The organism is Chitinophaga sp. 10T418 (assembly GCF_056394125.1).
On record NZ_JBFTHG010000002.1, the window covers coordinates 126357 to 140830 of the forward strand.

At 41.9% G+C, this 14474-nt stretch carries 10 protein-coding genes and 1 tRNA gene; 8 read left to right on the forward strand and 3 right to left on the reverse strand.

The genetic code is table 11. From position 1 onward, the window contains the following. Positions 1 to 290: 290 nt before the first annotated feature. The 6 genes from AC1DCV_RS04900 to AC1DCV_RS04925 all read left to right on the forward strand — a co-directional run bounded on the left by AC1DCV_RS04900 (position 291) and on the right by AC1DCV_RS04925 (position 10460). Positions 291 to 1319, forward strand: a complete 1029-nt coding sequence (locus AC1DCV_RS04900; protein WP_477022129.1) for a LacI family DNA-binding transcriptional regulator — start codon at positions 291 to 293, stop codon at positions 1317 to 1319. Between the two features lie 986 nt (positions 1320 to 2305). Then, complete coding sequence (locus AC1DCV_RS04905; RefSeq protein WP_477022130.1) at positions 2306 to 2899, forward strand: RNA polymerase sigma factor; 594 nt, start codon at positions 2306 to 2308, stop codon at positions 2897 to 2899. A gap of 63 nt (positions 2900 to 2962) precedes the next feature. After that, positions 2963 to 4093, forward strand: coding sequence for a FecR family protein (locus AC1DCV_RS04910; protein WP_477022131.1), 1131 nt, complete (start codon positions 2963 to 2965; stop codon positions 4091 to 4093). A gap of 190 nt (positions 4094 to 4283) precedes the next feature. After that, positions 4284 to 7751 (forward strand): SusC/RagA family TonB-linked outer membrane protein, encoded by a 3468-nt coding sequence (locus AC1DCV_RS04915; RefSeq protein ID WP_477022132.1) that lies wholly within the window; start codon positions 4284 to 4286, stop codon positions 7749 to 7751. A gap of 22 nt (positions 7752 to 7773) precedes the next feature. Beyond that, positions 7774 to 9237, forward strand: a complete 1464-nt coding sequence (locus AC1DCV_RS04920; RefSeq protein WP_477022133.1) for a RagB/SusD family nutrient uptake outer membrane protein — start codon at positions 7774 to 7776, stop codon at positions 9235 to 9237. 104 nt (positions 9238 to 9341) lie between these two features. Continuing rightward, on the forward strand, positions 9342 to 10460 hold the full coding sequence (locus AC1DCV_RS04925) for a redoxin family protein (protein ID WP_477022134.1): 1119 nt from the start codon (positions 9342 to 9344) through the stop codon (positions 10458 to 10460). A gap of 157 nt (positions 10461 to 10617) precedes the next feature. Here AC1DCV_RS04925 and AC1DCV_RS04930 read toward each other — a convergent pair whose 3' ends face one another. After that, entirely contained in the window at positions 10618 to 10848 is a 231-nt protein-coding gene (locus tag AC1DCV_RS04930) for a hypothetical protein (RefSeq protein WP_477022135.1), read from the reverse strand. A 17-nt stretch (positions 10849 to 10865) separates the two neighbouring features. Beyond that, positions 10866 to 11888: a hypothetical protein gene (locus AC1DCV_RS04935; RefSeq protein ID WP_477022136.1), complete on the reverse strand. Its 1023-nt coding sequence runs from the start codon at positions 11886 to 11888 to the stop codon at positions 10866 to 10868. 295 nt (positions 11889 to 12183) lie between these two features. Between AC1DCV_RS04935 and AC1DCV_RS04940 the strand changes: the two genes are divergently transcribed. Further along, positions 12184 to 13263, forward strand: coding sequence for a sensor histidine kinase (locus tag AC1DCV_RS04940; RefSeq protein ID WP_477022137.1), 1080 nt, complete (start codon positions 12184 to 12186; stop codon positions 13261 to 13263). Then, positions 13260 to 13985 carry a LytR/AlgR family response regulator transcription factor gene (locus tag AC1DCV_RS04945; protein WP_477022138.1) on the forward strand — a complete coding sequence of 242 codons (726 nt, stop codon included), beginning with the start codon at positions 13260 to 13262 and terminating at the stop codon, positions 13983 to 13985. Before AC1DCV_RS04940 ends, AC1DCV_RS04945 begins: the two co-directional genes overlap by 4 nt. Before the next feature lie 258 nt (positions 13986 to 14243). On the opposite strand, the gene AC1DCV_RS04950 is transcribed toward AC1DCV_RS04945, so the two are convergent. Next, positions 14244 to 14327: transfer RNA gene (locus AC1DCV_RS04950), tRNA-Leu, on the reverse strand. Between the last annotated feature and the right edge of the window lie 147 nt (positions 14328 to 14474).

Here is a 14474-nt window from a genome sequence, read left to right on the forward strand (position 1 = left end):
ATAAAATGGCATCAGAAAATAATGATCAGCAGGCCGACCTACAATAACGTGGCAAAAAATTAATTGGCTAATCTTACATTACCTCCTCTGAAGTTTAACAAATATAAAAACTTGAAATCGATTTCGAAATTTAATTTTAAAAAGAGATAAGTAAGTACAAATAATTCATATTTTGCTTGTAAATATGGATAAAATACATTTTGGCTGTTAATTTGAAATCGTTTTCATAATTTATTTTAAATTGAGAATACAGGCTAAAAGTAATTCCAGTTAAAATTCCATCCAGATAAATGAGGAAGAATAAAAGGCTCACGATTTACGACCTGGCAAATGCACTCGGTATTTCTGCTTCTTACGTTTCCAGGGCACTCAACGATCATCCAACTATCAGCGACAAAATAAAAATGATGGTGAAGATGAAAGCACAGGAATTGAACTACCGTCATAATTCGAATGCGGCCAATTTAAGAAAAGGATCTTCACGCACAATTGGCGTGGTGGTTCCTAAAATAAATGAAAACTTCTTTTCAAATGCCATAGCAGGTATAGAAGAGAGTTGTTTCGAGCACAAACACCATCTTATTATCTGTCAGTCAGAAGAGTTATTTGAAAAAGAGGTGCTGGCTGTTGAAAAACTGATACAGCTGAACGTAGACTGTATTATTATCTCCCTGTCTTCACAAACCCTGACTTTCAATCATCTGGAAGAAGTCAGGGACAATAATATTGAACTGATACAGTTTGATAGAACAACCGATAAAATAGAAAGCCACCAGATTATCAACAATAATGAGGAAACTGCCTTTAAAGTGGTAAGTCACCTGCTGGATCAGGGTTATTCCAGGATAGCCTATATCGGTGGCCCCGAACATCTGAGCATTTACAGGGAAAGAAAATCAGGCTACCTGAAAGCATTAAAGAAAGCCGGCATTTCCATTCCCTACCACTTTGTCACAGATAATGCGCTGACAAAAGAAAATGGAATGGCTATAGCCAATGAACTATTGCAGCAGAAGGATCCTCCGGATGCTATTTTTACCGCAACGGACTATGTGGCTTTAGGTGTACTGCAGGCAGCTGCCGTTCTTCATATAAAAGTACCCGAGGCACTCGGTGTATTTGGTTTTGCCAATGAAATGTTTGCCGAGATGGTCTCCCCCGGCCTTTCCTCCGTTGAACAATTTACCCACACGATGGGGAAACAGGCCGCCAACTATTATTTTGAGCAGCTGGAGGCTAATAACACAACACCTGCCGCTAAAGAAATGATCAATTGTGAGCTGACTATTCGCCAGTCCTCTCTACGGAAAATGAGCTAACTTTTTATTAATACTTCCCTTTTTTAATGCCTTCCCCGCAAAAAGAATAGCCCCTGGCAAAAATGCCGGGGGCTTGTTTTAAATGGGCATAGGAACATCTAAAGTTGGCGGTTAGAACATCCGCGTCTTACGTTAATAAGAAGTCGTTACCACTTCAGCGGAATCGACTTCTTAACAGTTTATCTGAAAAGGATACGGTGATGTCTGCACATGGTAATTAATACCTAACTATTAGCACTAGTGCAAATGGACTAAAAAAGGTTAAATAGATTAACTAAGCGGGGATGGCATATGCTTTCCTCCTCCTTATGCATAAAGATTTCTGCGCGCATAAGCATGCCCGACCCAATGAATAATCGGGATATCACTTCACGGATTTGCTTGTAATATTGGCTTATTTAAAACATTTATTGCTAAATCATCCTTACAAAACACTACCATCTGTAGAGTAATAAAAGCAAGGTGTCTGGTAAACACTGAAGCAACAGATAACTATAGAGATTTAAGCGGTTAAAAACTTTATCATGACTAGTTGTTGTAGGTGACGTCAATTATCTTAATAATATTAGCGCTATTAATATTACACTTACGTAAAATCTTCCATTTCCCGAATAGTATAAGTAAATCCTATGAAGGTTCCATCGGGGAATCTGTCGTGTTAAAAATAAATTTTAATTGTCATATAGACAAATATTATTTTTTCTGCGCCACTTCATATTCAGAAAAAATATTCTTGTTTTACTTCTACCTGATAACGTACTTTCTTATTTTCATAACCAAGAACGCCCTTATATATAGGATCCTCAGATGGCACATATATCAAAGGCCAAACTTTATTTATTACAGCTAAACCGTCTGCATTACAGAGGAATTCAGCAGGTGATATCAAGGCTTTGCATAAGCGAACCGTGATACGATGGAAAGATTTCGAAATACGGACTCACCTGGTTTTCGGAAATTTTCCTAGATTGTGTTTCATTTAACGGGTGTCAGACAATCAAACATATAACGAAAAAGAACTATTGTCGAGAATAGCAGAAGGCGATGAGCAGGCATATGCTATCATATTCGGCCAATATTACCCGTTACTTTATACATACGTCAATCGCATTATCCAATCCGCCCCGGAAACCGAAAGTATTTTACAGGATATTTTTATGAAGATCTGGCAGGGACGTGAGACCTTGCAATATGTAGAGCGATTCAGTCCTTATCTCTGGGTGATGACCCGTCATCATGCCCTCAATGCCATGCGCAACCTGGCGCGCCGCAATACATTGTTAGATGATTTTGCCAGGCAAGTCCCGACCACCGAAACGGATGAAACCAGGGAATGGCAACTTTCCCTCATAGATCAGGCGATTTCACAGTTACCGGAACATTGTCGCCAGGTATGGACCATGAACCGGATCGGCAAAATGAAGCAGGCGGAAATAGCGATAGCACTGGGAATTGCATTGCCGACAGTTAAAAAATATATGCAGCAGGCCATCAGCCAAATTACACAGTACGTAAAAGATCGTTCTTCATTAGGTCTTGCCTTGACCCTTCTACTTTCTCTCTTTTTTGAAAAAAAATAAGATTCTCCATATACTTTTTGAAAAGCCAGGTGTCATTTATATATACCCATTAATTTATGCTACATGAATGAGCAGCTGATTGAATTGTTTAATCGTTATTTCGACGGTACGGCCACTGAGACCGACCGCCAGAAGTTAATGGAGTTAGTAATGGAATCGGACGATGTGCTACTGGAATCGGCCATGCGCCAACGCTGGGAAGCGCTGCAGGGAACCACGGTTCAGACGCCCAGTGGCGCCCACATATTGGCAGCTATTCTTGATAAACCGGTACGGATGAAACCTGTAAGGCAACGTTGGTATTGGGCAGCAGCGGCAGTATTGCTTCTTGTGAGTATAGGCGGCTATTTTCAGTTAAAGCATCGGAAGGAAATTACGGGCATTGCAAAAACAGAAAAGGTAATGCCGGGTTATGAGCGCGCTACGCTTACCCTGGACGATGGCTCGGTGGTGCAACTGGATAGTGCGGGCAATCGCACGCTACAACAGGGCGGCTCTTCAATACGGCAACAGGGCGGACAGCTTGTATATGCGGCTTCGTCAGATAAGGATGCAGTGACATATAATACGTTGCGTACTCCCCGTGGCGGGCAATTTAAAGTCATCCTCCCGGATGGTACCACCGTTTGGTTAAACGCGGCCAGCTCGATCCGGTATCCAACTACTTTCGCGGGGCAGGAGCGCCGGGTGGAAATGAGTGGGGAAGCCTATTTTGAGGTAGCGAAGAATGAGAAAATGCCATTTAAAGTAAGTGCAAATGGTAAGGCTGAGGTAAAAGTACTGGGTACTCATTTTAACGTAGACGCTTATCCGGAGGAAGGTATCATTAAAACCACCTTGCTGGAAGGCGCCGTATCAATGTCGACCCCGGCCCATCCACCTGTATTACTCAAACCAGGTCAACAAGCAACGGCCGGACAAGCAGAGTTGAAGGTCGTAAACGATGCCAACATCGACCAGGTAATGGCGTGGAGGCATGGACTGTTTAACTTCGACCGGTCTAACCTGCCAGCCGTCATGAATGAATTGAGCCGCTGGTACGATGTAGATGTACGTTATGAGGGACAAATTCCATCGCGGACATTCAGAGGAAAAATCAACCGCGACCTTAGCCTGGCACAGGTACTGGAAGTGCTACAGGATGTGAATATTAAATTCAGAATGGAGGGAAAAACAATAGTAGTATATAATTAACAATCAAAAACCAATCGTTCCAAAAAACAAAAAGCCGGTATGCGTCAACATATCCGGCTATAATTTGGCAATAGTCAAGTCTGGATAGATCCTGTTATTTACCAAACCAACCAAAATTATGCAAAAAAATGCGAAAAGCATGCGGGCCCGCAGCTCCGGGCCTCGTTGTCTCTACCAAACATTGCGAGTTATGAGGATTACATTTATTTTAATGCTTGTTGCCACACTGCATGTTAGTGCAAACATTGCAGCACAGGACAAAGTGTCTATGTCAGTTAAGGGCGAAGACCTATCAACAGTATTGTCGCTTGCAGAAAAACAAACCGGGTATGTTTTCTTCTTTGATGAAAAACTGCTGTCTATCGCCAAACCAGTGACAATTACGGCCAAAGACTTACCATTATTGAAGTTTCTCGACCTGCTCTTTCAGGAGCAACCATTAAAGTACAGTATAAGGAACACCTCCATCACGCTTTCAATTAAAGCACCAGAGCCCCCCCGCACCGATCTGGCTTTGCAGGAAAATAATATGGCCAATACCCTGGTGATAATAAAAGGGATTATTGCGGGGCCTGATGGCAAAATGCTGCCCGGTGTATCAGTAAGATTGAAACCATCAACGATAGGCACAACTACCAATGAAGATGGGATATTTGTATTGTCAAATGTACCACCAGGTACTTATATACTGGAAATATCCAGTATCGGGTATTCCACGATCAGTAAAAAACTGATCGTAACAGATAAACCATTGGAACTCGCCTTCACGCTTCAGCAGGAAGTGATCGAGCAGAAAGAAGTAGTTATTTCTACCGGTTACATGGCTAAAAAGCCAGGAGAGTTGACCGGGGCTGTACAGAAAATATCAGGTGACGAAATCAGAAGGGGCATTACCTCTTCTGATCCTGCATCTTTACTGAAAGGAAGAGCAGCAGGTCTGTATATTTCTGAACAAAATGCCGCCGACCCCACCAGCAGTGGCGGGCAAATATTTGTAAGGGGCCAGAGTAGCGTGGCGGGAGTTGGTATAGATCAGTTCAACGAATTTGTGATACCCGCGCTCAACTACGGCCCACTCATCGTATTGGATGGCGTAATTATGCCGAATCAAAATCTGAAAGAGCTGGTTACACCACAGGAAATTCAGGATGTCATTGTACTGAAAGACGCAGCTGCTACTGCTATCTATGGATCAAGGGCAGCAGCGGGCGTATTGGTAGTCACCACCAAAAGAGGAAGTAATGCTAAACCACGGATCAACGCCGAAGTGAAATACGGAATTAATCAGCCTAATCGCGGGCGCATGAAGTTTCTGAACGGTGCGGAGCTCTATGACCTGCAAAAACGCTTTTATACCGAAGACTATAAGCAGAATAATGCCAGCCTCTCTCCCATGTTTCCTACGTTGGACAATTATTTGGACTATCGCCTGCCTACACAGGAACAGGTGAATAATTCCTACGACTGGACTAAATACGCTTTCGTTACCAGCAATACTACAGAAGTAAACCTGTCTGTCAGCGGAGGAAACGACCGTACCAAATACTATATGGGCGGCTCTTATTACAATGAGCAAGCTACAGGTGTTCTCAATAGTTTAATCCGGAAAACGTTCCGGCTGAACATTGAAAGTCGTTTAACAGACAGGTTTACAGCCACCATTTCCATTAATGGCATTATGAATGATGGCCGTCAGGACCAGGGTGGCACCATTGGCAGCATTCAAACCCTTATCCCCTGGGCAAATCCTTATGCTGCGGATGGTTCAGTTACACAGGCACTTAACTTTAAAATGGGAGGAACGCAGCAGATCGTTGACAATCCCCTGTTCAACAGGCAGTATAATTTTTCAAAACTCCAATCGCAGCTATTTTTCGGGTCTGCTAAATTGGATTATAGAATTACCGACTGGCTAAGTATCTCCAGTACCAACTCAGGCAATCTTAATTATACTAAAAACACCCGATATACAGATGTGAGAACTTACAACGGAGGCAGTTCCTTTTTTGCCCCACAGGGATTTCTGGGTACCACCACCGGCAACCTGATGTCTTACCTCACCTCAAATCAATTAACCTTTAATAAAAAAACGGGCGACCATATGTTCCGTGCCCTGGCGGGCATGGAATTCGGGCAAACCACCGTTGAAGACATGCTGGTAAACGTAAATCATGTGCGTGCCGGTTACCCGGTTATCTCTCTTGCGAGGGAAATAGGTGGTCCGGCGGATTTATCCATCTATGGTATTCCCACTACCAAAGCGGGCAATATTGAGGGCGGAAAAGATGTAAAAGCCATTTATTCTTTATTTGGCGAAGCCGGATATACTTACGAAGGTAAATACAGTTTAAGTGCTTCTGTACGCAGAGATGCATCCAGCAGCTTTGGCCGTGATAACCGCTATGGTACTTTCTATTCCGGAGGTGGCGCATGGGTTGCCAGCGAGGAAAAATTCCTGCAAAATGTAAAATGGATCAGTTATTTAAAATTACGGGCGAACTATGGAACCAGTGGCTCTCAACTCGGCGACAACTTTCTCACAAGAACGTTGTATGATCCAAGATATACGTATAGTGGCGCTGGAGCGGCCACCATTTCAGTATTAGGTAATCCGGATCTCAGATGGGAAGTAACCAGCTCATGGAGTGCGGGTATTGACATGGAGTTCTTTAAACGTTTAACGGCAACATTAGACGTTTACAAACGTAGCTCTCAGGACCTGTTACAGAAAGTGTTGTTACCAGCTTTGTCAGGTTTTCCAACACAATGGCAGAATGCCGCTACAGTAGATAACAAAGGGATAGAACTGGTACTGAATTCTCAGAATATAAACAGACAAAATTTCTCTTGGAGTACCTCTTTCAACATCAGCTTCAACAAGAATCAGATTGTAAACGTAGCCAATGACTCATTAAGACAGKGATATTACCCGGAGAATAGTTATTATCTTTTTAAAGGAGATGATATCAATGCATTAAAAGCTGTCAAGTACGCCGGTGTAGACCCACAATCAGGAAAGCTGAGATTTGAAAAGCTGATCTTCGATGCTAAAGGAAATAAAGTCGGTGTAGAATATGTAAATACAATTGCTGAAGTAGATGCAGCTTCAGACAGCAGACAGTTTCAAACAATTGGTTCTTTCCAGCCCAGATGCTATGGTGGCCTCACCAACACCTTTACCTACAAAAATTTTTCACTGAGTGTGTTGATCACCTTTGCATTAAAATATACGATCATCGATAACTATGCGGCGTCTTCACAGGTAGCGAATCTGGATCGTCTTAACCAACTTGCCTACACTAAAAGCCAGATCCCCTGGACAAGACCCGGACAAACCAACGCTACGGAGCCGGAACTTTATTACCAGGCAACTACTGACTTTTTCGGATCAAGCAGATATATGCACGATGCCAGTAACGCCTCGCTTCGTAATGTCCGGTTAAGTTACGACCTGCCGCAACCGTTACTCAGCCGCATGAAATTATCAAACTTCACGGTGTATGTGAGTGGTGATAATTTATACACCATCTATAACAAATACATAATAGCCTCCAGTCCCGAAGGGCCTGCTGTAGGGCAAGCACAGGACTTTGGCAATGCGAGTGGCCCGTTAAGTATCCCACGGCGATATGTATTTGGACTACAGGTTACATTTTAGTTGATAGTTAAAAAGTATTAAAATGAAAAATTGCGCCATTATATTTTTGATATCTCTCCTGACGATAGCTTGCGATAAAAAGATCGATGAGATCAGCCCGCTGATTAAAATTGACAAGGACGGCGAATTGTCCTCTGCCGCCGGGATTGTAGAAGCCACGGTAGGCAATTATTCCTTGTTGCGCGATAATTCCAATGCGTCTTACGACGAACCATTGGTAAACTTATCCGAAAGCCGTGGCAACAATGTAACCTTACGCACTTTCGGACCTCCGGAAAAAAGGACAGATGGATTCTTCTATCAAAACAGTAACAGCCCAACACTCGGCTTCAGCAATGACTTTTATCGCGGCTCTTACCAGTTAATTGTAAGCATTAATACCACATTGGAGGGGATTGCTATTTTCGAGAAAACAAGTCTCGCCGCCTCATCCGAAGCCGACCGGAATAACGTGTTGTACGCAAAAGGCGAAAATCGTTTCCTGAGAGCACTTACTTATTTTAACCTGATCAGATTATACGGCAAGCCTTACTATCAGAATGCTGCAAACAGTTCCGGTGTTGCATTAAAAAAGACAAGTGATTTAAAGGAGATACCTGCACCATCTACTGTTAAGGAAGTGTATGATTATATCACAGAAGAATTGAAAATAGCAGCGCAATTGATGAAAACCCCAGTGGTAAAGACAAACAGCTTTGCCAGCAAAGAGGCTGCCTGGGCATTATTATCAAGGGTGTATTTGTATATGGGCGGTAACATCACCAGTCCGGATGCTACGTATAATCAGGCAGCCGTTACCTATGCAGACAGTGCATTGACTCAAAACGGAGGAAAATTTGCATTGCTGCAAGGAAACGACTATAAAAATCTGTTTGCCGATGATCAGGATGGATCCATTGGCCGCGCTAAATTTGCGGCCAATAAAGAGATCATCTTTGCCTTTGACAATATGACAGGCAATACCCGAATCGGCATTCTGTACAACTATGATCCAGTGTATGGATTGGGCGGGATTTTTATGCCTACCTCAGACCTTAAACAATTGTTMGTTGCACAGGATATACGCAGTAGTTTTTTCAGGGTTAATCCCGCAACCGGACTAACCGAAACCACCAAATTACTGGTATTGCTTAACCAGCTTCTCACGCGAGCTCCCAACATCTTTTTGCGCACCGGTGAATTGTACCTGAACAGAGCCGAAGCTTATGCTAAAATGAAGAATTACACGATGGCCAGGGCCGACCTCCACAGCATCCACACCCGTGCAGGGCTGCCTGAATCGGACATTGCCAGCATCTCCGATCAGGATCTGCTTGCCGCTATTCTCAAGGAAAGGCGTATGGAGCTCGCTTTTGAGGGGCATGCCGGATATGATTATTTCCGCAACGGATTGCCAATGATCCGGAAGGCGGCCGACAATAACGGGAAAGAGTTAATCATTCAGTCTAACGATCCCAAAGTGGTGTTAACCGTTCCAAACTTTTAAAGCGCCTTATTTACAATAATACTTTTTCATAGAAGCCTAAAGGCTTCTACGGGATAATATTTTGCATTTCAAATTTCAAAAACCAACAAAAAATGAGTTACAGAATGAAACTTTCAAGAACCGTGGGTTTGACTTTTCTTTCCATTCTTTGTTTCACGCTGATTTCCGTGGGACAGGAAAAGGCCAAATTATTTGTGGGCGACAAAGCGCCGGAGATTCGTTACGGAAAATGGTTAAAAGGTACACCTGTTAAGGAGTACAAGAAGGGCCATCTTTATCTTTTCGAGTTCTGGGCAACCTGGTGCGGCCCCTGCATTGCATCTATGCCACATCTTTCTGAATTTGCCAGGGAACGCAAAAAAGAGGCTACCGTAATTGCTGTGAATATCTGGGAAAAAACCGGTGACAAACCTTATGAGTCTTCTCTTCCCAAAGTCAGCAAATTTGTAAACGGCATAGGCAACAAAATGGACTTCAATGTTATCACTGACAGCAAAGACCAGTTTATGGGAAATGAATGGATGAAGGCTGCCGGACAGGAAGGCATTCCCTGTACATTTATGGTGAAGGATGGAATTATTCTGTGGATAGGACATCCGATCGAGCTGGATTCTGTTGTAAATGTAGTAATGTCAGGAAATTACGATGTAGCTGCTACCAGGAAGAAGTTACAGGAAAGAAATGAAGAGTCAGACGCTGCTGCTGTGCCCTTTCAAAACCTCATGAAGGAATATGAAAAAGCTGTTGCAGATAAGCAGTACAGCAAGGCCATTCAGCTACTGGATTCAGGCATTGGCACCATGCCTGCCTTTGCCGGAACATTCGGTTTCTTTAAGTTCCAAACCTTATTGGAACATGTTAATGAAGATACGGCAATGGCCTTTGTAAGACCATGGCAAGCTACTAAACCTGGATATGTAGGTTCTACCGCTGCAGTAATTGCGAGGCAAAAAGGATGGAAGAAGTCAACTTATGAATATGCTTTAGAGTTGCTGAATACACAACTGGAAGTGCCCCAGTTCCCGGCATCCATGGTTTACGAGGAGATGGCCGGCGCATATGCAAATATGAATGATTACGAAAGCGCGGTGCAATACCAGGAGAAGGCAATTGCAACTGCCCGACAATTCCTGAAGGAAGGTAAATTCGCTGGTTTCATCATGGAAGATACCATTAAAGAATCTGAGAAGAAACTTGCCGGTTACAAAAAGGAGTTGAAGTAAAATAACAGGACACTACGGCTTATATCAACTACTTAGGCCTCACATCCAGCGGCCTAAGTAGTTGATATAAGTCCTGCCATCAAATGAGAATTTCATGACCACAACACCGTGGCACGGTCCCATACTCTCAAAGTAAATTAGTAAAGTAAAATCCCGGCTATTGATCAAAATCCATTGGCAGATAAACTCCGCAATAACCATTTTCTTTAAGGCAGCTAATAACATCATCTGCCTTAAAGAAAATTCCTTCTACTCTCATAATTTTGTCTTCATCTTCCAGATCAAAAGTTATCCTCAGGTATGGATATATCTGCAAGAGATCATTCATTATATTCCCCGCTGCAACCGCAGATTGAACATTTGTTTTGAAAACATTTACCATCATCATAAGGTGATTGCTGTACATTACTTGTTCCTCCCTATAAGCGAAAAAGGGTTAAACGATACCCCAACATTAAAATAAAAAGTCGGATCGGGGCTGGTCTGGTATACAGGAGATCCGAATGAATCTTCCTTGCGAAACAGTCTGCCTGACGTGGTTAACTTCATCCCCGTTTTTGCCGTGAGTACAAAATACTTTGCTATGAGATGTTCATAGGTTAATCCAGAGTTAATATCTAATTGTCTGTACTCATACTTTTGAGAGGTGCCATCTATATTGTACAGGTAAAAAGATGTCCTATCGATTTCCGCCCCCAATGACATCCTGCCGTTGGTCAATACATGTTTTCTGAGATACAGGTTTTTGGGGAAGTTAATATCCGCAATCAGTCCATTATTGAATTTATGTTCATAGGAAAAAGTAGGCATGATGGGAGTCTGCGCACTCGGGTCAATGCTTAGGAGTATCCCGGTTGTCATTTTTGTACGTTGATTAGCCTTCAACACCATTGTTCCTGCCAATACCCCTTTAACCCTTTCAATATACTTATCACTGCCATCTACAAAAATGCTGGAATTATAGATCATTCGTTTATTAAACAAAGTTGAAAAATAGGTGAAATTGATTGCCGAAAAAAGGTAATGGAAATCACTCTCAGTTATGGTACTACCTCCAACAGGCATTATTAAACCGGCTTGTACATTGGTGTATCTATAACCGACTGTAGCACCTAAAAGCCAATTCCTTCTCTTTATAAAGTTAATATTGGCGCTCACTTTCACCTGCGAAAAGTTGTTAATCTTACTTTCCGGTAAAGGCTTCTCTCCTTTTTTGGAGGAAAAGCTATATGGAGCAGCATGAATAAATTCAATATTGAAGGGACGTGTAATAGCGAACTTATCAGCGGCATAAGCCACTACCCTTTTCGGCATATTTATACTATCCATTACACTCCCAGGAATGCTATCCCTGTTCTGCGAAAAACAAACTACTGATAAAGTCAGCAAGCCGACCACTGATAATACTACATTTTTTATACTATCCATACTCCTTATTTGATACACTTACTTATAGACCAGGAAAAATTGAATAAAAGATCTTATCGTACAACACAGTCACCTTATTTTGTGATGATATTCATAGCCCTTTAATAAGATACGGGGCAAAGAAAGGATTAATAGTATAGCAGTTTTTCCTTTTTATACCAAGCTGGTTACATTTTATATCAAATCATTTCCGATCGGAATTTGGTATAACAAAAGACAGGGTTTGTATAAATTCTCATAGTCATCGGATATATCGTTTTACCTTTGTCTGAGATTCAACAGATCCTGGGATATCATGAAACACGAACATCCGGAGTTAAAGAAAACGAAGGTGATACAACTGATTGTTGACGATCGATATAAGTTATTACGTCATGCTGTGTTGTTGCTGGGAACCCTGGCTATGATTTTCTTTGCCAGCGAAATCTCGGAGTACGCTGGTTCTTACAGGTATTTCAGGTTGCTATGCGTGTATGGATCCCTGATAATGATGTGCTATATCAACATGAATGTACTGGTTCCCAGGTTCTTTTTCAAAGGGCGGTACATACTTTACCTGGCATTCCTGTTTTTGCTCGTTGCCGCATTTATCGTATTCATGTCCATTTCATTACATACGTTCCTGATATCTGGGGAATTACCAGGCCAGCAACATAAAATGGTAGGTAATAGGAGCTATTATGAAGGAATGATCATGTTAACCCCGATCATCCTGATCACCACGATGATAAAGCTGTTCCAGCGGTGGATGAGGGATAATGAAAGGATTACTGAGTTAAGGAATATCACCCTGACCATGGAACTGAACGAATTGCGGAACCAGATCAATCCCCATTTCCTCTTTAACATGCTCAATGGAATAAGAGCACTAGTACACAGCGATCCGGAGAAAGCAGATGTTGTCATCATGAAGCTATCCGAATTCCTGCGCTACCAGCTTTATGAGAACAATGAGGGAAAAACATTACTAAGATCTGAGGTCGATTTTCTATCCAATTTTCTTGACTTGGAGAAACTCAGAAGAGACAACCTGACGGTCAGTTTCGAAAGCCACACTGATGTTTCAATACTTAACCGTGTCTTTTTGCCGCCCAACCTTTTCACTACCTTTGTTGAAAATGCCGTAAAGCATAGTGTAAATATAAGTGGGGCAGAATCTTACATCAGGATTTGCATAACGGTTAAAGATGATAAACTTTACTTTCATTGCGTTAATTCGACAGACCCGGAATATATACCTTCTGATGAAAAAAACAGCGGATTAGGGTTAGCGAATATTAAAAGGCGGCTTAAACTTTTATATGGCGATAAGCATCTTCTTGAAATCACTTCCACTGGAAACGAATTTAATGTGAAACTAATAATACCGATATGAACTGTATCATTGTTGATGATGAGCCACTGGCTAGAGAACAAATGCAGACATTGATCAAAGAAGTATCCCAGATAGAAATATTGGGGAATTTCTCCAATGCCCCCACCGCGCTGAATTTCTTAATTGAAAATGAGGTAGACCTTATTTTCCTCGATATTGAAATGCCAATGGTAACAGGATTGCAATTTGCCGCACAATTGCCCAGGCAAACTCTTATCATTTTCACTACGGCCTATCCACAGTATGCCTTAAAGAGTTACGAGCTGGATGCCATCGACTACCTGCTCAAACCCATAGAAAAATCCAGGTTGGAGAAAGCTATCAATAAAGCAGAAGTATATAAAAAATTGCTTTCAGATGATACGGAAAAAAGCATTATTGAATCCAACACGGTTGACTACTTACTGATTAAATCAGAGCGAAAATTCCATAGGGTCAACTTTGATGATATCAAGTTCATAGAAGGGTTAAAGGACTACGTGGTGATCTATGTCGGTACGCTGAAACTTATTACTGCCATGAATTTAAAAACCATCCATCAGAAGCTTCCACAACGTCTTTTCCTACGTGTCAGTAAGTCCTATGTAGTGAATACAAACTATATTGATTCATTTGATCACCGCAATATCTACCTCCGCGAATTTGAGATACCATTGGGCGAGGTATATAAAAAGGATTTTTTTTCGATTTTTTCAGGAGGTTCACTCAATCCGGAAGAATAGGCAAAGGGAAAATAGCATGAATACACTCATCTTTACTATTACCCTATGCCGCAAAATATGCTACTCTTTCATTTCAGGACAAGGCAAATTGATTTAAAGAGGAAGATTTATCGTTAACATGAAAAACGCCTAACATACATGAGCTAACTTAGAATAAGTAAAGTTCTCTAACACCTTACGGCAATAATGGAATGGAAATTTTGTCCAAATAAAAAAGGCCCACTTTCGTGAGCCTTCTTAAGACATTGATAATCAGGGTGCCCAGAACAGGAATCGAACCTGCACTCCCTTTCGAAAACAAGATTTTGAGTCTAGCGCGTCTACCAATTCCGCCATCTGGGCAATCATTTTATAAGAACTCTCCGCGTCAATTGCGGGATGCAAATATAGAAACTCTTTTTTATTCTCCAAGATTTTTTTTCATTTCAGTAAGAAAAAAATGGGGAACAAAAGGCTGAACCCCGGCACCAAATACCTGCAAAATCAGCC